Source organism: Bradyrhizobium sp. USDA 4502 (genome assembly GCF_054063355.1).
In genome coordinates this window covers 7,324,237-7,344,942 of record NZ_JBSSGF010000001.1, presented here as the reverse complement: position 1 = coordinate 7,344,942, position 20,706 = coordinate 7,324,237, and the positions used below count along the sequence as shown (strand labels likewise).

Here is a 20,706-nt window from a genome sequence, read left to right as displayed (position 1 = left end):
CGACGAAACATGACACGCAGTTCGTTGCGCGGCAACGCGAAGTGTTCTCGCGCTATGAAACTTCCACGACAAAAGTCGAGACAAAAACAAAAAGCCCGGCGCGAGCCGGGCTTCGTGACAAATGTGTTTTCCAGTCAGCTCTGGTGGCAAGCCGTTACTTCGCGAGCTTGGCGATGCTCTGCGTGAGGCGCGACACCTTACGGCTCGCGAGGTTCTTGTGAATGATGTTGCGCTGCGCTGCCTTCATCAGCTCGGGCTCGGCGCGGCTCATCGCCTTCAGTGCCGCCTCGCGGTCGCCGCTCTTGATCGCTTCCTCGACGGTGCGCACCGCGCCACGCATCTGCGTGCGGCGCGACTTGTTGACGATGGTGCGGCGGGCAATCTTGCGGGTCGCCTTCTTGGCGGAGGTGGTGTTGGCCATGGTTCTCTAACTGTCCTTCGGCGGTGATCGCTCGGTGGTCGGGCTTGCGCGCACCGGCCGGTTCAAATCTCAACTCTGATGTATTTGTCCAAGGTGGTTTTCTTGGGTGTCCTTGAGGCGGCCATGCGAAGAGCGCAAAATGCTGCCTCCGCATGCGGCACTGTCCAAAGAACAGCGGCGGCAGGATTGCGCCCGCCGCCATCGGTCGGTCTTATAGATGGCGCGGGCTTAAGCGTCAACGCTTTCGGGACCCCAAAAGGGCCCGAAATCGTCCCTGCGGGGGCCGGATAAGCCGCTGAAGAGGTTGAATTTCCGGGGGGCGCCCGGTAAGGCCTGACGACGCGTGGGGCGCGACTGGGAGTTAGGGTGACGCATGATCCGCGGCTTTTTCCGTCTGATCGGCCTTCTGCTGCTGGCCGGCAGCTTCATCTTCATGGTCTATGACGGGGCCCGCTACGTCGCCGACCAGAGCCTGCGGTTCACCCAGTTCGGCCAGTTCTGGAACGACATCCACCAGTCGAGCCAGCAGGCATTCCATGCCTGGGTGGATCGCTTCGCGCCCTGGCTCTGGAATGACGTGATCCGCCTGCTTCTGGAGCAGCCGGTATTCGCGGTGCTCGGCATTGCCGGCATCCTGCTGATGATCCTGTTCCGGCCGCGTAAGCCCCTGATCGGCTACGCGCGCGACTGACTTGTCGGCAGCCCGCCTTGGCTGCAGCGCCCCGTAACGGGGCTGCCATCATCCGCGTAAGGACATATATAGGTGACAGCCGGCCCGCAGGCCGTTGCCGCGTCGGCCGATGTCCCGCCTGGAGGTGTCCATGTTGTTCATGCGCAAGACCACCGCGTTGCCGAGCGCCGCCGAGGCGCTGCCGGGCCGCGCGACGCCGATCCCGACCGCGACCACCCATTTCGTCAATGGCAGCAAGTTGCAGCCGCCTTATCCGCAAGGCCTCGAGCAGGCGGTCTTCGGGCTCGGCTGCTTCTGGGGCGCGGAGCGCAAATTCTGGGAACTCGGCGAGGGGATCTACACCACTGCGGTCGGCTATGCCGGCGGCCACACGCCGAACCCGACCTATGAGGAAGTATGCTCGGGGCGCACCGGCCACACCGAAGTGGTGCTGGTCGTGTTCGACCCGAAGAAGATCTCCTACGAGAAGCTGCTGAAGACGTTCTGGGAGAACCACAACCCGACGCAGGGCATGCGCCAGGGCAACGACATCGGCACGCAATATCGCTCCGCGATCTACACGTTCAGCGACGCGCAGCGCAAAGCCGCCGATGAGTCGCAGGCGATGTATCAGAAGGCGCTTGCCGCCAAGGGCCTCGGCGCCATCACCACCGAGATCGCGCCGGCCGGTGAATTCTACTTCGCCGAGGACTACCACCAGCAATACCTCGCCAAGAATCCGGCGGGCTATTGCGGGCTCGGCGGCACCGGCGTGTCCTGCCCGATCGGCGTCGGCGTCACCGCCTGACCGCCTTGCTGAGGTCTTGTTGAGAAAGAGCTCGCTCCGGAAAACCGGTTTGCGCTCTTCCCGGGTACGGCTCCAAGCCAATGGGAGGCCGGCTTTTCCGGCCTCCCGCTCGATCCTCGAAAACCTTTTGTTAACCATAAGTGGTGCAAGACTGGGCCTGTCTCGCCGTTGAGGGATAGGTCCGGTGCCGGTTGCACGCGCGTTACGATTGCCGATCACTGCCGTTGTGGCTGCGCTCGCGCTGTCTGGCTGCATGAGCACGTCCGGTCCCGTCGCCGTCGGCCCGCAAGGCGTCGATGCCGTCACCTACGGCCCGGCCTACGCACCCGCTCCGGTTGCCGATGCAGGCGGCGGCGGTGCGATCAGCGCATTGCGTTCCGCCTTCGCCAGCACGTCCCCTGGTTATGGCTATGCCGCACCGGCCGCCGCCCCGGTCGTCTATGCCGCCGCCTCCCCGGGTGGACCCCCCGCCGGTTACGACAACGGCTATCACCTTGGCCCCGGCGACAAGCTTCGCGTGGTGGTCTACGGCCAGGAAGGCCTGACCAATTCCTATGCGATCGACGCCGCGGGCGCGATCACCATGCCGCTGATCGGCTCGGTGCCGGCGCGCGGCCGCACGCCGGCCGGGCTTGCCGGCGAAATCTCGGCACGGCTGCGCAACGGCTATATCCGCGAGCCTTCGGTGGCGGTCGAGATCGAGTCCTATCGTCCGTTCTTCATCCTCGGCGAAGTCCAGGCCCCCGGCCAATATCCCTACGTGCCGAACATGACGGTCGAGAGCGCGGTCGCGATTGCCGGCGGCTTCTCGCCGCGTGCCCGCCGCGACAGCGTGACGCTGACCCACACCGATGCGTCCGGCTCCGGGCGCTTTGTGGTGCCGCTGGGCACGCCGATGAGCCCGGGCGATACGGTATTCGTCGGCGAGCGCTGGTTCTGAAGAAGGATAGTGTCCTTCTTCATTCCGGGATGGTGCGTTAGCACCAGACCCGGAATCTCGAGATTCCCCGATGCGCAATTGCGCATCTGTGGTTCGATACTGGGCATTGCCCCGGAATGACGCTTGCAGCGTCACTTCTTCAGATGCTTTGCGAAAAACTCCATGCTGCGCGGCCAGGCGATGTCGGCGCTTGCCTTGTCGTAGCTGGCGCGCTCGTCGCAATGGAAGCCGTGCTGCGCGCCGGGATAGATGAAGACCTCGACCTCGGGCCGCTTCGACTTGATGGTCTCGACATCGCTCAAGGGAATGCCGGCATCCTTCTCACCGAAATGTAGCTGCGTCGGCACCGCCGGCTTGTCGTCGGCGAAGCGCACGACGGCGCCGCCGTAATAGCCGACCGCGGCGGACAGCCCGGCCAGCTTGGTGGCGGCAGCATAGGCGACGCTGCCGCCGAGGCAGAAGCCGATGATGCCGACCGGACCGACCGACTTCACAGCGTCGATCGCCGCCTGGGTGTCGCGCAGCATTGCGGCCCAGTCCGGATTGGCGACGAACTTCCGCGCCTCGGCGATCTCGTCGGGGGAATAGCCGCTCTGGAAGTTCGGCGTGATGCGGTCGAAGATCGAAGGTGCAACCGCGGCATAGCCTTCCTTCGCCAGCCGGTCGCAGACCGAGCGGATGTGGTGATTGACGCCAAAAATCTCCTGGATCACGACGACCGCGCCCTTCGGCGCGCCGGCAGGATCGGCGCGGTAGGCGCCGAGTTCAAATCCGTCGGAAGCTTTCAGTTTGATGTCTTGTCCCATGGTCCATCCTTGTCAGTTTGGGGGTTGCATGAAGCTTTCGATGATGAGGTCCAAAGCGCGATGACATCGTCATCGCGCTTTAGCTCTCGTTTGAGCATGGCCTTTCGGAAAACCGCTTCGCACTTTTCCGGACCATGCTCTAGCGCCACATCCAGTTCTCGCCCCAGTCGGCCTTCCAGCCGGTCAGCCGGTGTTTGCGGAATTGGAGGAAGAGACGGTCGTGGTGCGGAAACAGCCCGCTGCCGCCGAGGTCGCGGAAGGTCAGGAATATCTCGTTGCCGGGCCGTCCGCTGACATAGGTGAGCGGCGTGCCGAGCGCGCGCTGCGCGTCCGCAACGCCCATGCCGAACGCCAGCGGCGTGGTGTTGGACAGCGTCGCGGTGAAAGTGGACGGGGCTGTGACGAACGGCAGCTTCTGCGCGTTCGCCCCTGTCGTGGCCGCAGTCAGCAACAAGGCAACGGCGACTGACTTCATGGCGCGGTCTTTCCCGGCGCGCCGGCCTCAAGGCCATCCAGGAACGGCAGCACCGCGGTGATGAAGGCCTGCGGCTGGTCGATGTTGACGGCATGGCCGGCGTTCGGAATCACCGCCTTCTGTGCACCGGGGATCTTCGCCGCCATGTAATCGGACGCCGCCAGGAACGGCGTGTCGTCGGCGCCGACCACAACCAGCGCTGGCGCCTGGATCCCGGGCAGCGATTCGATCACCCGTGCATCACGCTGGGCCAGCATGCCGCGCGCCGCGAGCGCGAGGCCCCTGGCGTTGCGATGGGTGACCGACGCGCGCTCGGCGCTCAACGATCTAAGCACCTCGAGCCCTTCGCGGTCGAAGCGGTCGCCGGTCTCGCGGGCGCGCTTGTTCCAGACCTCACGGGCGTCGTCCTTCTTGAAGCCCGGGCCGGTGTCGATGATCAGCAGCGCCCGCACCCGTTCCGGATGGGCGCGATGAAAGGCAAGCGACATGTAGCCGCCGAGCGACAGCCCGCCGACGATCGCCTTGTCGGCGCCGGCGGCGTCGAGCAGAGCGGCGATGTCGTCGATCGTCAGCGCTTCGCTATAGGCATCGGGATCGTCGGGATAGTCGGACTGGCCGTGCCCGCGCATGTCCCACAGGATCAGCTTGTGCCGCCGCGACAGCGCCTCGATCTGGCCTTGCCACATCGCCGAGGTCGAGGAATAGCCGTGGGTCAGGATCAGCGGCGGGCCGCTGCCGTGAACCTCGTAGTAGATCTCGACGCCGTTGCGGTTGAGCTTGGCCATTGACGGGCTCCTTGTGTTTCTCTCGCCGCTGTCGTCGGACGGCGTTGCCGGCGCTTGCTGCCGACGCTTTGAGCAAGCGCCTGGCGATTAGACACCAACGCTGCCATTCCAAAAAGCGTCATGCCGTTGCCGCATCGCACAACAGTCATCTTCGGAAATTTATTCTTTTCGAGCAATTCCAAATTGGATTGCCTCCAGCCGGGAACCGGATCATTGTTTCGGCAACTGTCGCTTACCCGGTGGGCGCCGGCCAAGACCCAACAGTGAGTTGCCGCCGTAAGCGGCTTCCTACACCGGAAGGGGAGAGAGATGCCAAATCTCAATATCAACGGACGGAATATGTCCGTCGAGGCGGCCAATGACACGCCGCTGCTTTGGGTCATCCGCGAGCAATTGCAGATGACGGGCACCAAATTCGGTTGCGGCGCCGGTCTGTGCGGCGCCTGCACGGTTCACGTCAACGGCGAAGCGGTGCGGTCCTGCCAGACCTCGGTCGCCGACGCCGTCGGCAAGAAGATCACTACCATCGAAGGCCTCTCCGCCAAGGGCGATCATCCCTTGCAGAAGGCCTGGGTCGCCGAGCAGGTGCCGCAATGCGGCTACTGCCAGTCCGGCCAGATCATGCAGGCGGCGGCGCTGCTGTCGAAGAACACCAACCCGACCAAGGAAGAAGTGGTCGCGCATATGGACGGCAATCTCTGCCGTTGCATGACCTATTCACGAATCCAGAAGGCGATCATGCGCGCTGCGTCCGACATGCGCACCGCATCGGCCACCGGATCCGAGCGGAGGGCCACATGAACAAGCACGTGAAAAACCTCGCGCCAGAGACGACCGATCTCAGCCGCCGTTCCTTCCTGGTCGGCACCGCTGCAACCGGCCTCGTGCTCGGCTACTCCGCGTCCGGCATCGACCAGGCGCTCGCGGCGCCCGCACCCGCCAACTTCGAGCCGAGCGTCTGGTATTCGATCGCGCCCGACGGCCTCGTCACCGTGACCTGCGGCAAGGCCGACATGGGCCAGCACGTCGCCTCGACCATGGCGCAGATCGTGGCCGAAGAGCTCGGCGCGAACTGGAAGGACATGCGGGTTCAGCTCGCCTCCAACGATCCGAAGTTCAACGATCCCGTGCTGGGCGCGCAGATCACCGGCGGCAGCTGGTCGACGATGATGAACTTCGATGCGATGAGCCGCGCCGGCGCAGCTGGCCGCATCGCATTGACCGAGGCGGCGGCGGCCTCCATGGGCGTGCCGGCCGGCGAGCTGGTGGTGCGCGATTCCAAGATCAGCCACGCGAAGTCGAAGAAGTCGATGTCGTTCGCCGAAGTGGTGAAGAGCGGCAAGGCGACCAAGACCTTCACGGCGGATGACCTGAAGGCGATCAAGCTGAAGACGCCCGACCAGTACACCATGATCGGCGTCTCGGTGCCGCAGCTCGACATCCCGTCGAAGACCAACGGCACGGCCAAGTACGGCATCGACGTGATGGTGCCGGGCATGGTCCACGGCGCGCTGGTCACCCCGCCGGTGCGTTACGGCGCCACCGTGAAGTCGGTCGACGATAGCGCGGCCAAGAAGCTGCCCCGGCTTCATCAAGGCCGTCACCCTCGACGACAAGACCACAACCACGACCGGCTGGGTCGTCGCGGTCGCCAACACCTATGCGCAGGCGAAGAAGGCCGCGGCGGCGCTGAAGATCAGCTATGACGGCGGCCCGAACGCAAAACTGTCGAGCGAATCGCTGTTCGCCGAGGCCAAGCGGCTGCAGGGGCTCAGCGATTCCGGAGAGTTCTTCGTCAAGGACGGCGATCCGAACGCGGCCTTCGGCTCGGCGGCCAAGCTGTTGGAGGCGGAATACACCACCAACATCAACATCCACGCGCCGATGGAGCCGATGAACGCCACCGCGGAGTTCAAGGGCGACATCCTGCACATCTATTCCGGCAACCAGTTCGCGACGCGCTCCGGCGCGATCGCGGCCGGCGCCGCCGGGATCGATCCGAAGTTCGTGGTGATGCACCAGATGTGGCTGGGTGGCGGCTTCGGCCGGCGTCTCGACGCCGACATGATGGTGCCCGCGGTGCAGGCGGCGAAGGCCGTCGGCAAGCCGGTCAAGGTCATCTACACGCGCGAAAACGACATGACGATGGATTTCTCGCGTCCGCTGACCTACCAGAAGGTGAAAGCCGGCATGGATGGCGACGGCAAGATCGTCGCGATGAGCCACGACGTGGTCTCGGCCTGGCCGACCGCGCGTTGGGGAATCCCCGATTTCCTGACACCGTCGGTCGACAAGAAGGGTCCGCTCGACTCCTTCACCGTGAACGGAGCGGACTTCTTCTATACCGTGCCCAACCACTATGTGCGGGCGATCAAGAACGAGATGGCGCACAACGCCACCCCGTCGGGTCAGCTCCGTTCGGTGGCGCCGGGCTGGACGTTCTGGGCGGTCGAAAGCATGATCGACGAGATCGCGCATGCGACCGGCAAGGACCCGGCGCAGCTGCGCATCTCGTTGCTCGACGGCAAGGGCAAGAATGACGGCGGCGCGCAGCGTCTCCGCAACACCTTGCTCGCTGCGATGGGTCTTGCCGGCTACGGCACCAAGCAGCTGCCCAAGGGCGAAGGCATGGGGGTCGCCTGCGTGTCGTCGCAGGAGCGCGCCACGGCGAGCTGGACCGCCTGCGTTGCCCATGTCGCGGTCGCCCCGTCGGGCGAGGTGACGGTGAAGAAGCTGACGGTTGCGACCGACGTTGGTACGCAGGTGAATCCCGACGGCATCCGGGCCCAGGTCGAGGGTGCGGCGCTGTGGGGCATGTCGCTGGCGCTGTTCGAGAAGGCGACGTTGAAGGACGGCGGCATCGAGCAGACCAACTTCGACAGCTACACACCGCTTCGGATGAGCCAGCTGCCGGAAGTCGCGGTCAACGTCATCGCCAATGGCGAGAAGGCGACGGGCGTCGGCGAGCCCGCGGTGACGGTGGTGGCGCCGGCGATCGGCAACGCCGTCTTCAACGCGGTCGGTGCCCGCGTTCGCGGCCTGCCGATCACCGCGGAAGCCGTCAAGGCTGCGATGAAGGCGTAACGGCCTGAACGAACAAGAACGCCGGAGAGCACGAGCTCTCCGGCGTTTTTCTTTGCTTCGCGCGTCGGCCGGGCAGTGACGGCATCAACTTCGACGCCGCAAAAATTCATGATTCGCTGCCGATCTGCGCAACTGCATCGATTTCCGGCCGGCCTGATTTTGCTGGCGGATTCGGCGATCCCTCAAATTGTATCCATTGCGCTTAAGCGCCGTTCAGCATCCCCATTAAGTCGGAGGGAACGCATCGTCAGGTAGCGTCCCGGCGTCGGTCGTTACCGCGACGGGGATTTCATGACAGCCTTAGCCAACAACCAGACTTCGAAGCGCCGCCTCCTGCTGGCGTCAGATCGAAGCGATCAGAGCAACGAGCTCGCCAACATCCTGCGTTCGGTGGGCGAGGTCGATACCGTTCCGACCTCTGACATTCCCGAGCAGCCGGCCCGCGATCTCTCCGGCATCGTCGTCGACATCAACCTGCGCTCGCCCGAAGCCGTGCAACTCGTCCGCGCCAAGCTGCAGGCCGACGCCTATCGCGAGATGCCGCGGCTGTTCGTGCTGGCGGATGCCTTGCATCACGCCTCGATGCAGGCCTGGGCGCTCGGCGCCACCGACACGATCTCGCGGCCGTTCGATGCGCGCGGCATCCTGCAGCGCATCCGCGCCGCCTTCCCCGACGACAGCGGTTATGACGAGACCGATCGCGGCAAGGCGCTCAACCGCGGCGTCGAAGCTGCGCACGGCGTGATGGTCAAGATGTTCGAGCGGATGCGCGCCGGCGAGCCGCTCAAGTTCGAGGACATCGTCGCCGCCGAGAACAAGATCCTCAAGGCGATCAAGCACAACTCGCTGCGCGAGTGGCTGACCACGGTCGGCTGCCATCACCAGGAGACCTATCGCCACTGCCTGTTCGTGACCGGTTTTGCGGTCGCCTTCGCGCAGCATCTCGGCATGCGCGACGACGATCAGCGCCGGCTCGCCCGCGCCGCGCTGCTGCACGACGTCGGCAAGGCCTTCGTGCCGGTCGCGCTGCTCGACAAGCCCGGCGCGCTGACGGTGGAGGAAATGGCCGAGATGCGCGAGCATCCGCGCCGCGGCTACGAGGCGCTGTCCGCGCAGGGCGGCTTCCCGCCGGAAATGCTCGACGTGATCCTGCACCATCACGAATTCCTCGACGGCACCGGCTATCCCAACGGCCTCAGCGGCAACCAGATCAGCGACATCGTCCGCGTCACCACGATCGTCGATGTCTATGCCGCCTTGGTCGAGAAGCGCGCCTACCGGCTGCAGTTCACCCACGCCAAGGCATTCTCCATGATGGAGGAGATGGGCGGCAAGCTCGACCAGCAATTGCTGCAGGCGTTCCGCCCGGTGGCGTTCGGGCATTATTGATCTCCAACGGTTTTCGCCGTCATTGCGAGCGAAGCGAAGCAATCCATTGCTCCGCGTGAGCGGGCCGATGGATTGCTTCGTCGCGGAGCCTGTCATAGGGCGCGCGTTCGCGCGACCCGTTGGCTCCTCGCAATGACGCCATTTGGCGGGGATCCTAGCCAATCAACGCAAGTCGTGCTCCTTACCTCCGCCTAGATTCCGGTGATCATCGGCAAGACCGATGCTTTGACGGGTGAGGACGATCATGGATACGGCAACGACCGGGGATTTCGACATCCCCGCCGACATCGCGGCAACCGTCGTCGATCCCGTCGCCTATGCGGACGACCGCATCCACGACAGCTATCGCTGGCTGCGCGCCAACAATCCGCTCGGCATCGCGCGGCCCGAGAAGTTCGATCCGTTCTGGGTGGTGACCAAGCACGCCCATATCCAGGCGATCAGCCGGCAGAACGAGCTGTTCCACAACGCCGATCGGCCGACCACCCTGACGACGCAGGCGCTCGAGGAGCGCGTTCGCAAGATCACGGGCGGGCCCAATTTGGTGCGCTCGCTGGTGCAGATGGACGCGCCCGATCACCCGAAATATCGCGCGCTGACGCAGGGCTGGTTCATGCCGGCCAATCTCGGCAAGTTCGAGGCCCGCGTCCGCGAGATCGCGCGCGCCACGGTGCAGCGCATGCTCGCGAGGGGCGGCGCCTGCGACTTCGTCGAGGACGTCGCGCTCGGCTATCCGCTGCACGTCATCATGGAGATCCTCGGCGTGCCCGAGGCGGACGAGCCGCGCATGCTCAAGCTGACCCAGGAGCTGTTCGGGCCGCAGGATCCCGACACCGCGCGCGTCCGCGACGCGCTGAGCGCGGAGCAGGTCTCCGCGATGCTGCAGGCGATCATCGCCGACTTCTCCGCCTACTTCCGCAAGATCACCGAGGATCGCCGCCGGAACCCGCGCGACGATCTCGCCACCGTCATCGCCAACGCGAAGATCGGCGGCGAGTACATGCCGGAGCACGATCAGACCAGCTATTACATGATCGTCGCGACGGCGGGCCACGACACCACCTCATCCTCGACCGCCGGCGCGATCTGGGCGCTGGCCAGGGACCCCGCGGAATTCGCCAAGGTGAAGGCCAACCCGGAGTTGATCCCGGGCCTGGTCGACGAGTCGATCCGCTGGATGACGCCGGTCAAGCATTTCATGCGCTCGGCCACCGCGGATACCGAGCTCGGCGGCCGCAAGATCGCCAAGGGCGATTGGCTGATGCTGTGCTACGCCTCCGGCAATCGCGACGAGGAGGTGTTCGAGGACCCCGATCGCTTCCGCAGCGATCGCAAGCCCAATCGCCATGTCGCGTTCGGCTATGGCGCGCATCTCTGCCTCGGCCAGTACCTCGCCAAGCTCGAGATGCGCATCCTGTTCGAGGAACTGCTGCCGCACCTGAAGTCGCTGTCGCTCGACGGCGAGGTGAAGATGACGCAGGCCTATTTTGTCAACGGCCCGAAGAAGCTGCCGATCCGGTTCGAGGTGAATTGAGTACTTGTCATTCCGGGATGGTCCGAAGGACCAGGCCCGGAATCTCGAGATTCCGGGTTCGATGCTAACGCATCGCCCCGGAATGACGCGATCAAGTCCGCCTCACTCCAGCATCTTCCTGAGCTCCGCCTTCGCGACCTTCTCCAGCGTCGAGCGCGGCATCTCGTCGACGAAGCGGATTTCGCGCGGCAGCTTGAAGTCGGCGAGGCCTGCACGGCAAGCGGCCATGATGTTGTCGTGGAGGTCGACGGGCAACGCGGCGACGCCGGCTTGCGGGATGATGAAGACGACGGGCACCTCGTCCAGCATCGGATGCTTCTTCGCCACCACGGCGGCTTCGCGTACGCCCGGCACCACCGCGATCACCTGTTCGATCTCGGAGGCCGCGACATTCTCGCCGCCGACCTTCAGCATGTCCTTGGAGCGGTCGCCGAACTTGATGTAGCCGCGCTCCAGCATCGTGACGCGGTCGCCGGTGATGAAGTAGCCGTGCTCGTCAAAACTCTCGCGCGTGGCCGTCTCGTTGTGTAGATATTCGGCGAACAGCGACAGGCCGGGAATGCCCTTGATCAGGAGATTGCCGGTCTCACCGACGCCGGTCGGCGCGCCGTCGTCATTGACGATGCGGATTTCGTATTCGGGGGCGGCGCGGCCGATCGACATCGGCGTGTTGGGCTGATCGACCTCGCCGATGATGCCGTGGGTGATGGTCTCGGTCATGCCCCACCAGCCGATGATCTTGATGCCGAACACCGCGAATGCCGGCGGCTCGTTCACGGCAGTGCCCCAGAGCCGGAATTTGTGCTTCTTCGGCACCTCGTGCTCGAGCAGCGCCTTCATGCAGAACGGGATCGTCGAGGTCCAGGTCGAGCCGTGCTCCAGCGCCACCGGCCAGAAGCGGCTCGCCGAGAAGCGCGGCTGGATCACACAGGTCGCTCCGACCCACAGGCTCGCCAGCATCGAATAGGCCAGCGCGTTGGTGTGGAACAGCGGCAGATAGGTCTGGTGCACGTCAAAGGCGTGCAGATCCTGATGCGCGGCGTTGATCTTGGCGCCCCACAGCGCGTTGGCGTGGGTCCATAGCACCGCCTTCGGCCGCGACGTGGTGCCGGAGGTGTATTGTACACTGCAGGGGGCGAGTGGATCGGTTGGGCGACGTGGCCGGTCGGCACCGTCGGCAAACAGCGCGTCAAAACTGTCGCCGCGCGCGGGCGGTTGTGCCGGCGTTTGCCCGGCGTCGTGCGAGGTCACCGCGATCCAGCGCAGGCCCTTGCAGTTGGCCGATATCAGCTCGGCATAGGCCGGCTGGGTGATCGCGGCGACCGCGCCGCAATGGCCGGCAAAATATTCGATCTCGGCGGCGGCGGAACGGGTGTTGGTGGTGACCGCGATGGCGCCGAGCTCGACGCAGGCGAACCACGACATGATCGCCTCGACGCAATTGTCGAGATGGATCAGGACGTAGTCGCCTTGCCGGATGCCGCGCTTCGCAAGGCCCGCAGCCAGCGCGCCGACCCGCTCATGGAATTCGCCGTAACTCCAGCGCCGTGCCGGCGCGTCGAACGGCGCCCAGATCAGGAATGGATGGTCGCGGCGCACCTCGGCGCGCATCCGCAGCAGCCATGGCACGTCGAGCCCCGCAAACGGTCCCACGACGCCTGGTGCTGGATTCGAGTTGGCCATATGTCCTCCCGCGCAGCCTTGTCGGCCGCCATTGGTCTTGGTTGGGAGCAGTTCTGCCATCGGTGTGCGCCGAGAGCAAATCGGGATTTGCAAAGCGGTTTTGCGCTGAAGCAATCTGTTCCGCCGCGCGGAAGAGTTCGACTTATTCGCGGCATCCGTCATCGGGCGCGCATTCGCACGCCGCGCCGGCTCGCAAGGACGAACGAGAGCTAGGTCGCGTTCTTCTCGTACGACGAGATCTCGATCAGGCTGCCGTCGGGGTCGCGGCAATAGACCGAGCGCAGCGTGCCGCGCGCGCCCTGCTTCGCCACCGGGCCTTCCTCGATCCTGACGCCATTGGCCTTCAGATGTGCGACCACTTCCTCGGGCGTGCTCGAGGTGAGGAAGCAGAGATCGTCGCTGCCGGCCGCTTCGTGATCGGCGGTGAACCAGTCCACCTTGTCGGCATCGCGCGGCCGCACATTGATCTTCTGGTTGCCGAACACCAGCGAGGTGCGCGGTGTCTTGCCCTTGCCGGGGTCGAACACCTTCACCTCCATGCCGAGGATCCTGCTGTACCAGGCAACCGAGCGCACGACATCGGTGACGTTGATCACGAGATGGTCGAGGCCATTTACCTTGACGGACATGATCGATCCTCTTCGGTCCAGAGTACTTTCGAGCGATGTGGTCGCCGGTTCTGGTGCGATCAGAGCCGAAGCTTAGTCTTTCGTCGCGGTCGGCGGCGCACGTGTCGCACTGGTCGCTTCAGGCATTGTTTGTTAAAACCGCGCCGCACGCAACGCAACAGAAACGGGCAGGGCGCCAAACCCTGCTGGATTGGGAGAAGCTTCATGATTTCACGCCGTACCGCGCTGGGCCTGATCGGGTCGGGGATTTCGACATTCGCGATCGGCCGCGCTTCCGCTGCCGACTATCCGGCGCGGCCGGTGCGCTGGATCGTGGGTTATCCGCCGGGCGGCGCCACCGACATCATCGCGCGCCTGGTCGGGCAGCGGCTGTCGGAGAGGCTCGGGCAGCAATTCGTGATCGAGAACAAGCCGGGCGCCGGCAACAATATCGGCACCGAGGCGGCGATCAATGCCGAGCCGGACGGCTACACCGTGCTGCTGGTCAATCCGGCCAATTACATCAACGCCTCGCTTTACGCCAATCTGAAGTTCAACTTCGTGCGCGACGTCGCGCCGGTTGCTTCCTTCAATCGCGTGCCGAACGTGATGACCGTCAACAAGGACGTGCCGGCCAAGACCGTCGCCGAGTTCATCGAATATGTGAAGGCCAATCCCGGCAAGGTGAACATGGCCTCTTCCGGCAACGGCACCTCGGTGCATCTCTCCGGCGAGATGTTCATGGCGATGACCGGCTGCAAGATGCAGCACGTGCCGTATCGCGGCGCCGCGCCCGCGATCACCGACATGCTCGGCGGCCAGGTGCAGGTGATCTTCGACAACATGCCCTCGATCATCCAGCACATCCGCTCCGGCGCGCTGCGCGCGCTGGCTGTGACGTCAACAGAGCGATCCTCGCAACTGCCCGATGTTCCGTCGGTCGCCGAAACCGTGAAGGGCTACGAGGCGAGCGCGCTGTTCGGCATGGGCGCGCCGAAGAACATGCCGAAGGAAGTTATCGCCAGGCTCAACACCGAGATCAACGCCGTGCTCGCTGAACCCGACATGAAGAAGCGCCTGGTCGAGCTCGGCGGCGATCCGCTGATCCAGACGCCGGAAGCCTTCGGCAACGACATCAAGGCCGAGACCGACAAGTGGAAGAAGGTGGTCGAGTTCGCCGGCCTCAAGGTAGAGTAGGCCCCGCAAGAGGCGCGATGCTGGATCGCGCGGGACAAACGTGGCCCGCGTGGTACAGCCGGTCCCTGGCCGAAGCCGGATTCGTCGGCCCTTGACGCGGAATAAAATGACCTTCAGGAACCTTATCAAAGATGCCGCACCTGGCTAACTGCGGCGTCCGAGGAGCCGGATCATGCGCGCATCGGGATTGGCAATGCTTGTTCTGGGAACGATGACGCTCGCAGGCGCGGCGGGTATCACGCCCGCTTCCGCCGATCCTTATGACTACCCATGGTGCGCGCAGGGCCCGAGCCTGGGTTATCCCGGCGAATGCGCTTACCGGACCTACCAGCAATGCCTCGCGAGCGTGTCCGGCCGCTATCTCTATTGCGGCGAGAATCCGCGCTTCCTGTTCAGCGAACCGCCGCCGCCACCACCGGGCCGCTATCAGCGTCGGCACCGGACCGTATATCCCGACTAGCGTTGCGGCATCACTGCAAGGCAGTCTGTCGCCACTGTTCCTGACGTTCGTCCCTCGCGTCGGGTCCATGCTGACGTGATCGTGAAGCCGCGCACTTGACGTCACGCCGTTTGCGCCTATACTAAACCACATGGTTAAGTATCAGGACGAGACGCTGGACCGCACCTTTGCGGCGCTTTCCGATCCCACCCGTCGCGCGCTGCTGGCGCGGCTCGGCGACCAGGAAAGCCTGTCGGTGAGCGAGCTGGCGCAGCCATTCGCGATGTCGCTGCCGGCGATCATGAAGCATCTCGACGTGCTCACCGATGCGGGTCTCGTCGCGCGCGAAAAGACCGGCCGCACAGTGGCGTGCCGGCTCACCGCACAGCCGATGGAGCAGGCGATGAACTGGCTCAATCGCTATGCGCAATTCTGGTCCGACAATCTCGACCGCCTTGCCGCCTTTGTGGAGGAAGAACCATGGCAAACCAATCCGCAGTCGCCGCCGACGCCGGCCTCGCCGCGCGCCCAAGCCTCACCCTCACGCGGCGCCTCCGCGCGCGGCCGGAAAAAGTCTACGCCGCGTGGACCGAGCCGGAAAATCTAGCGCAGTGGTTCGGACCGGGTGGGGTCAAGCCGGCCACGACGCGTGCGGAGCTCGATGTCCGCGTCGGCGGACGCTATCGCATCGGATTCATCGGCACCAACGGCGAATATCACGAGGTCGGCGGCGTCTATCGTGAGGTGGTGCCGAACGAGAAGCTGGTGTTCAGCTGGGCCTGGCATTCGACGCCCGAACGCGAATCCGAGGTGACGATATCGATCAAGCCCGATGCCGGCGGTACGTTGCTCACCTTCCATCACGCGCAGTTCGTCGATGAGACCGCCCGCGACAACCACCAGCGCGGCTGGACCGCATTCCTCGGCAATCTGGAAAGCTTCGTCGACGCCTGACCTGCAAAGGAGCATCCCATGCAACAGCACATGATCGTCTCGCGCGAAGAATGGATCGCAGCCCGCAAGGCATTGATGGCCGGTGAGAAGGAACTGACCCAGGCCCGCGAAGCGCTCAGCCGGCAGCGCCGCGAACTGCCCTGGGTGAAAGTTGACAAGGACTATGTCTTCGACGGCCCTGGCGGCAAAATGACCCTCGGCGATCTTTTCAGGGGCAGGCCGCAACTCGTGGTGCAGCATGTGATGTTCGCGCCGGAGTGGGACGCGGCGTGCAAGAACTGCTCGTTCTGGGCCGACGGTTTCGAGCGCATGGTTCCGCATCTCGCCGCACGCGACACCACTATGATCGCGATCTCGCGGGCGCCGCTCGTCAAGCTCGACGCATTCAAGGCGCGGATGGGCTGGACCTTCGATTGGGTCTCCTCGGGAGAGAGCGACTTCAACTACGATTACGGCGTGTCGTTCACGCAAGGGCAGATCGATGCGGGGGACGCGAAATACAATTATGGAACGACGCCGCTCTATGGTCCCGAACTGCCCGGCATCAGCGTGTTCTTCCGCGATGAGACAGGGAGCGTGTTCCACACTTACTCGACCTTCGCGCGCGGCCTCGACATGATGAATGCCGCCTATCACTATCTCGACCTGACGCCGCTCGGCCGCCACGAGGAAGGATTGCCCTATCCGATGGATTGGGTGCGGCTACGTGACCAGTACCAACCGGCGCCGGTTCAGGCATCCTGCTGTCACTCCTGATCGTCATTGCGAGCGCAGCGAAGCAATCCATCGCGCCGCAAGTGTCGAGATGGATTGCTTCATAGCTTCGCTCCTCGCAATGACGGGGAGCCAAACAGCAGGAAGTCATCCGCATGCCTTACGTCGATGGATTCATCGTCGCCGTGCCGAAGAAGAAACTCAAAGCCTATGCGCAACTCTCGAAGAAGGCCGGCAAGGTCTGGCGCGAGTATGGCGCGTTGGATTATCGCGAATGGGTCGCCGACGACGTCAAGCCAGGCAAGCTGACCTCATTTCCGCAGAGCGTGAAACTGAAGGTCGGCGAAACCGTCGTGTTTGCCTGGATCACCTACAAGTCGCGCGCCCAGCGCGACCGGATCAACGCCAAGGTGATGGCCGATCCGCGCCTGGCATCGATGAGCATGGGTGACGTGCCGTTCGACGGCAAGCGGATGATCTATGGCGGCTTCGCCAGCCTGGTGAAGGTCTGACGCGGCACGGTTTCGCCGCAATCCGCGCAGTAACCGGCTGTTAAACATCACGCTCGGCAAGCCGCGCGATGCCGCTTGCGTTTACTTGGTGATCCCGTATACTTTGCAATACAAAGTTCGGGCGAATCATGCGTGACCTCGACAAGGCGTTGGCCGATATCCTCGCCATCCGCAGCCAGATTGCGGCCGGAACGGCGTTCCGCGGCTACGGTCCGGCGACCGTCGCCGCCACCAGCGGCATCGCGCTGGTCACGGCGCTTGCGCAATATCTCTGGCTCGCCGATCCCACCGCTCATCCGATCGCGTTCCTCGCAGGCTGGGCGGCGGCCGCGTTGGTCTCCGCCGTGCTGATCTGGATCGAGATGCAGGCGCGCTCGCGGCGGCATCATTCCGGCCTTGCGGACGCGATGGTCCAGCAGGCGATCGAGCAGTTCGTTCCCGCGGCGATCGCCGGCGTGCTGCTCGCGATCCTGCAATGGAAGTTCGCGCCCGAGACGTTGTGGATGCTGCCCGGCCTGTGGCAGGTGCTGGTCAGCCTCGGCGTGTTCGCTTCGGTCCGCCTGCTGCCGCGCACGATCGCGCTCGGCGGCGCCTGGTATTTCCTGTCGGGCTTCACGGTGCTCTTGATCGCAAGCCAGAGCCACGCGCTGTCGCCCTGGACCATGGGACTGCCATTCGCGATCGGCCAGTTGCTGCTCGCAGCGCTGCTCTATTTCGCTTCCGGAGGCCATGATGCCGAAGACTGACCTGACCACCGCGCCGTTCGCCTATGACGGCCTCGACCGCGTCATCCACGAGAAGGCGCGGCTCGGCCTGCTGACCTCGCTGATGGCGCATCCGAAAGGGCTCGCCTTTGCCGATCTCAAGCAGCTCTGCGGCCTGACCGACGGCAACCTCAGCCGGCACCTGCAGGTGCTGCAGGAGGCCGGTCTCGTCGACGTCATCAAGGGCTATGAAGGCAATCGTCCGCACACCACCTGCCGCCTGACCAAGAGCGGTCGTCGCCGCTTCCTCGACTATCTCGCCGTGCTCGAGCAGCTGGTGCGTGACGCGGCCAAGGCCGCCGGCACGGCCGAGAGGGCCGCCGGCACGGCAGAAAAGGCCGCCGGCAAGGACGACCGCGCAGCTGGCCGCCTCGGTATCCAGCCGGTTTGAACCATCTCATTTTTGTCCGGAGACTTTGTGATGCAAAGTAACGTCGCGCTCAAGCCGGAAGCCGCCTTCAGGCTCCATGTCGGCATCATCATGGATGGCAATGGCCGCTGGGCAACGCGGCGCGGCCTGTCGCGCCTGCGCGGACACGAGGCCGGCGTCGAGGCGATCCGCCGCATCGTCGAGGCCGCACCGGACCAGGGCGTCGGCACGCTAACGCTCTACGCCTTCTCGAGCGACAATTGGCGCCGTCCGAAGGCCGAGGTCGCGGCGCTGATGGGGCTGCTGCGGTTCTATCTCGCCAATGAGATCGCCGCGCTCGTGCGCAACGGCGTTCGCCTCACCGTGATCGGCCGCCGCGACCGGCTGCCCGACGGCATCGCCGCCGCGATCACGCGCGCCGAGGCCGAGACCGCCGGCGGCACCACGCTGCATCTGCGCATCGCGATCGACTATTCGGCGCGCGACGCCATCCTGAACGCCGCCGCGCGCGCGGCCGGCGCCGGCGAGCTCAGCCGCGAGACGTTCTCCGATCTCATTACCGGCGAGGCCGGGCTGCGCGACGTCGACCTGATCATCCGCACTTCGGGCGAGAAGCGGCTGTCGGACTTCCTGCTCTGGGAGGGTGCCTATGCCGAGCTGCATTTCACCGAGCGGATGTGGCCCGAATTCGATGCCGACGATCTCGCCGACGCACTCGGCTCCTTCCATCGCCGCGAGCGCCGCTTCGGCGGACTGACCGCGATCGCGCCGGCGGAGGTGCCGAACCTCTAACGCGTCAAGCCGCGCCAACTGCTCTCTTCCTAAAGCCCGGCCGGGGGGTTGGGCTCTCTCTCACAAGATGCGGGGACGAACGATCACGCCAACCAAAGCGGGAGCGATCATCCATGCGCATTCTTCTCATCAACGTGCCGCACCCGGCGATCGGCAGCCGGATCCCCGACGACCATCTGCCGCCACTTGGCCTGTTGTCGATCGGCGGCCCCCTGATCGATGACGGCCACGACGTCGGTCTTATCGATGCCGAGTTCGGGCCGATGCCGGTCCAAGCCATCGTGGCGGAGGCATCGAGATTTGCACCGGATGCGGTGCTGTTCGGCCATTCCGGCTCGACGTCGGGCCATCCGGTCATCGCCGAGGTGGCGCAGGCGATCGTCAAGGCCGTGCCCGGTGTGCGGATCGTCTATGGCGGCGTGTTTCCGACCTATCACTGGCGCGACATCCTGCGCGAGGAGCGCTACGTCACCGCGATCGTGCGCGGCGAGGGCGAAGAGACGGCGCGGCGTCTGATGCGAGCGCTGGAGGCCGGCGAGGATCTCCGTATCATCAACGGCATCGCATTCCGTGACGATTACGGGCCGCGCGTGACGCCGCCTGCGCCTGTCATCCGTGACCTCGATGCCTATCGCGTCGGCTGGGAATTGATCGATCACGCGCGCTACAGCTATTGGGGCGGGCTGCGTGCCGTCGTCGTGCAATTCTCGCGCGGCTGTCCGCATCTCTGCAATTACTGCGGCCAGCGCGGCTTCTGGACGCGGTGGCGGCACCGCGATCCCGTGCGCTTTGCGAAGGAGCTGGCGCGGCTCCATCGCGAGCACGGCGTCAAGGTGATCAATTTCGCCGACGAGAATCCGACCGTCTCGAAGAAGGCGTGGCGGGCCTTTCTCGAGGCCCTGATCGCGGAGGATGTCGATCTGATCCTGGTCGGCTCGACCCGCGCCGACGACATCGTGCGCGACGCCGATATCCTGCATCTCTACAAGAAGGCGGGCTGGCAGCGCTTCCTGCTCGGCATGGAGAACACCGACGAGAAGACGCTGGAGCTGATCCGCAAGGGCGCGACCACCACGATCGATCGCGAAGCCATCCGTTTGATGCGCCAGCACGGCATCCTGTCGATGGCGACGTGGGTGGTCGGCTTCGAGGAGGAGACCGATCGCGATCATTGGCGTGGTCTCAGGCAGCTGTTGTCCTATGATCCCGACCAGATCCAGATGCTCTACGTCACGCCGCATCGCTGGACGCCGTATTTCCGTCTCGCGGCGGAGCGGCGCGTCATCCAGACCGATCGCAGGCTCTGGGACTACAAGCATCAGGTGCTGGCGACCCGGCACATGCCGCCATGGCGCGTGCTGCTCTGGTTCAAGTTCACCGAGATGGTGCTGCAGTGCCGCCCGAAGGCGCTGCTCCGCGTGCTGCTCCACCGCGACGCCGGACTTCGTCACGCGATGCGCTGGTACACGCAGATGGGCCGCCGGGTCTGGCCGCACGAAATCCTCGGCTTCCTGCGCGACAAGAGGTTGAAGAACGGGCCCACCGTGCAGGAATTTTGGGGCGCGCCGCAGGATATGGAGGAGGAATCGATGTCGTCGCACCGGCCCGAGCGCCGCGTCGGCACATCACGCGCGGCGTAAGTCGATACCGTCTTGTCGGGTTCTGGATATCTGGCGCTGATGACTGGACGCCTCAGTCATCAGCGCGATAATTTCCAGGTCGGCTGCGCAGAACAAAAAGAACCGTGGCGGTCGAGGCGTC

Annotated in this window: 21 protein-coding genes and 2 pseudogenes; 17 read left to right on the top strand and 6 right to left on the bottom strand. The window is 64.7% G+C overall.

Annotation, left to right across the window (positions count from 1 at the left end; all coding sequences use genetic code 11):
- Nucleotides 1-154: 154 nt before the first annotated feature.
- Nucleotides 155-421 (bottom strand): 30S ribosomal protein S20, encoded by a 267-nt coding sequence (gene rpsT, locus ACVW1B_RS34220; protein WP_057015335.1) that lies wholly within the window; start codon nucleotides 419-421, stop codon nucleotides 155-157.
- Between the two features lie 373 nt (nucleotides 422-794).
- Between rpsT and ACVW1B_RS34215 the strand changes: the two genes are divergently transcribed.
- The 3 genes from ACVW1B_RS34215 (at nucleotide 795) to ACVW1B_RS34205 (ending at nucleotide 2,839) form a co-directional block, all read left to right on the top strand.
- Nucleotides 795-1,112, top strand: a complete 318-nt coding sequence (locus ACVW1B_RS34215; protein ID WP_016842666.1) for a hypothetical protein — start codon at nucleotides 795-797, stop codon at nucleotides 1,110-1,112.
- A 130-nt stretch (nucleotides 1,113-1,242) separates the two neighbouring features.
- Nucleotides 1,243-1,899, top strand: coding sequence for a peptide-methionine (S)-S-oxide reductase MsrA (gene msrA / locus ACVW1B_RS34210; RefSeq protein WP_069278970.1), 657 nt, complete (start codon nucleotides 1,243-1,245; stop codon nucleotides 1,897-1,899).
- A 184-nt stretch (nucleotides 1,900-2,083) separates the two neighbouring features.
- The gene (locus tag ACVW1B_RS34205; protein ID WP_168856621.1) at nucleotides 2,084-2,839 is read left to right on the top strand and encodes a polysaccharide biosynthesis/export family protein; all 756 of its coding nucleotides are present in this window, start codon (nucleotides 2,084-2,086) and stop codon (nucleotides 2,837-2,839) included.
- A 131-nt stretch (nucleotides 2,840-2,970) separates the two neighbouring features.
- Here the strand turns inward: ACVW1B_RS34205 and ACVW1B_RS34200 are convergent, their stop codons facing one another.
- From ACVW1B_RS34200 to ACVW1B_RS34190, 3 genes are all read right to left on the bottom strand, one after another.
- Nucleotides 2,971-3,645, bottom strand: a complete 675-nt coding sequence (locus tag ACVW1B_RS34200; RefSeq protein ID WP_253605896.1) for a dienelactone hydrolase family protein — start codon at nucleotides 3,643-3,645, stop codon at nucleotides 2,971-2,973.
- Between the two features lie 139 nt (nucleotides 3,646-3,784).
- Nucleotides 3,785-4,120, bottom strand: coding sequence for a hypothetical protein (locus ACVW1B_RS34195; protein ID WP_253605897.1), 336 nt, complete (start codon nucleotides 4,118-4,120; stop codon nucleotides 3,785-3,787).
- Nucleotides 4,117-4,905 (bottom strand): alpha/beta fold hydrolase, encoded by a 789-nt coding sequence (locus tag ACVW1B_RS34190; protein ID WP_253605899.1) that lies wholly within the window; start codon nucleotides 4,903-4,905, stop codon nucleotides 4,117-4,119. The genes ACVW1B_RS34195 and ACVW1B_RS34190 overlap by 4 nt, the downstream gene beginning before the upstream one ends.
- A 309-nt stretch (nucleotides 4,906-5,214) precedes the next feature.
- Between ACVW1B_RS34190 and ACVW1B_RS34185 the strand changes: the two genes are divergently transcribed.
- The 4 genes and pseudogenes from ACVW1B_RS34185 (at nucleotide 5,215) to ACVW1B_RS34170 (ending at nucleotide 10,912) form a co-directional block, all read left to right on the top strand.
- Nucleotides 5,215-5,706, top strand: a complete 492-nt coding sequence (locus ACVW1B_RS34185; protein ID WP_026192016.1) for a (2Fe-2S)-binding protein — start codon at nucleotides 5,215-5,217, stop codon at nucleotides 5,704-5,706.
- Nucleotides 5,703-7,989: pseudogene (locus ACVW1B_RS34180) on the top strand (molybdopterin cofactor-binding domain-containing protein). The gene ACVW1B_RS34185 and the pseudogene ACVW1B_RS34180 overlap by 4 nt, the downstream one beginning before the upstream one ends.
- A 291-nt stretch (nucleotides 7,990-8,280) precedes the next feature.
- The gene (locus tag ACVW1B_RS34175; RefSeq protein WP_092080939.1) at nucleotides 8,281-9,378 is read left to right on the top strand and encodes an HD-GYP domain-containing protein; all 1,098 of its coding nucleotides are present in this window, start codon (nucleotides 8,281-8,283) and stop codon (nucleotides 9,376-9,378) included.
- Nucleotides 9,379-9,622: 244 nt separating this feature from the next.
- The gene (locus ACVW1B_RS34170; protein ID WP_456793381.1) at nucleotides 9,623-10,912 is read left to right on the top strand and encodes a cytochrome P450; all 1,290 of its coding nucleotides are present in this window, start codon (nucleotides 9,623-9,625) and stop codon (nucleotides 10,910-10,912) included.
- Between the two features lie 102 nt (nucleotides 10,913-11,014).
- Here ACVW1B_RS34170 and ACVW1B_RS34165 read toward each other — a convergent pair whose 3' ends face one another.
- Together ACVW1B_RS34165 and ACVW1B_RS34160 are read right to left on the bottom strand one after the other, a co-directional pair.
- A complete protein-coding gene (locus tag ACVW1B_RS34165; RefSeq protein WP_253605905.1) occupies nucleotides 11,015-12,595 on the bottom strand; it encodes an AMP-binding protein in 1,581 nt (526 codons plus the stop codon).
- Nucleotides 12,596-12,804: 209 nt separating this feature from the next.
- Entirely contained in the window at nucleotides 12,805-13,224 is a 420-nt protein-coding gene (locus tag ACVW1B_RS34160; RefSeq protein WP_057015344.1) for a VOC family protein, read from the bottom strand.
- Between the two features lie 204 nt (nucleotides 13,225-13,428).
- Between ACVW1B_RS34160 and ACVW1B_RS34155 the strand changes: the two genes are divergently transcribed.
- From ACVW1B_RS34155 to bchE, 10 genes and pseudogenes are all read left to right on the top strand, one after another.
- Nucleotides 13,429-14,400, top strand: coding sequence for a Bug family tripartite tricarboxylate transporter substrate binding protein (locus ACVW1B_RS34155; protein WP_057015345.1), 972 nt, complete (start codon nucleotides 13,429-13,431; stop codon nucleotides 14,398-14,400).
- A 172-nt stretch (nucleotides 14,401-14,572) separates the two neighbouring features.
- Complete coding sequence (locus ACVW1B_RS34150; RefSeq protein WP_375166783.1) at nucleotides 14,573-14,860, top strand: DUF3551 domain-containing protein; 288 nt, start codon at nucleotides 14,573-14,575, stop codon at nucleotides 14,858-14,860.
- A gap of 130 nt (nucleotides 14,861-14,990) precedes the next feature.
- Nucleotides 14,991-15,446 (top strand): ArsR/SmtB family transcription factor, encoded by a 456-nt coding sequence (locus ACVW1B_RS34145; RefSeq protein ID WP_310882975.1) that lies wholly within the window; start codon nucleotides 14,991-14,993, stop codon nucleotides 15,444-15,446.
- Nucleotides 15,431-15,793, top strand: a pseudogene (locus ACVW1B_RS34140) (SRPBCC family protein); the annotation flags it as partial. The gene ACVW1B_RS34145 and the pseudogene ACVW1B_RS34140, both read left to right, overlap by 16 nt.
- Before the next feature lie 18 nt (nucleotides 15,794-15,811).
- Complete coding sequence (locus ACVW1B_RS34135; RefSeq protein ID WP_310882976.1) at nucleotides 15,812-16,549, top strand: DUF899 domain-containing protein; 738 nt, start codon at nucleotides 15,812-15,814, stop codon at nucleotides 16,547-16,549.
- A 113-nt stretch (nucleotides 16,550-16,662) separates the two neighbouring features.
- The gene (locus ACVW1B_RS34130) at nucleotides 16,663-17,019 is read left to right on the top strand and encodes a DUF1428 domain-containing protein (RefSeq protein ID WP_456822760.1); all 357 of its coding nucleotides are present in this window, start codon (nucleotides 16,663-16,665) and stop codon (nucleotides 17,017-17,019) included.
- A gap of 128 nt (nucleotides 17,020-17,147) precedes the next feature.
- The gene (locus ACVW1B_RS34125) at nucleotides 17,148-17,765 is read left to right on the top strand and encodes a hypothetical protein (RefSeq protein ID WP_057015349.1); all 618 of its coding nucleotides are present in this window, start codon (nucleotides 17,148-17,150) and stop codon (nucleotides 17,763-17,765) included.
- Complete coding sequence (locus ACVW1B_RS34120; protein WP_057015410.1) at nucleotides 17,752-18,174, top strand: transcriptional regulator; 423 nt, start codon at nucleotides 17,752-17,754, stop codon at nucleotides 18,172-18,174. The genes ACVW1B_RS34125 and ACVW1B_RS34120 overlap by 14 nt, the downstream gene beginning before the upstream one ends.
- Nucleotides 18,175-18,204: 30 nt before the next feature.
- A complete protein-coding gene (locus ACVW1B_RS34115; protein ID WP_057015350.1) occupies nucleotides 18,205-18,945 on the top strand; it encodes a di-trans,poly-cis-decaprenylcistransferase in 741 nt (246 codons plus the stop codon).
- Nucleotides 18,946-19,058: 113 nt separating this feature from the next.
- A complete protein-coding gene (gene bchE, locus ACVW1B_RS34110; protein WP_456793382.1) occupies nucleotides 19,059-20,585 on the top strand; it encodes a magnesium-protoporphyrin IX monomethyl ester anaerobic oxidative cyclase in 1,527 nt (508 codons plus the stop codon).
- The last annotated feature ends 121 nt before the right edge of the window (nucleotides 20,586-20,706 follow it).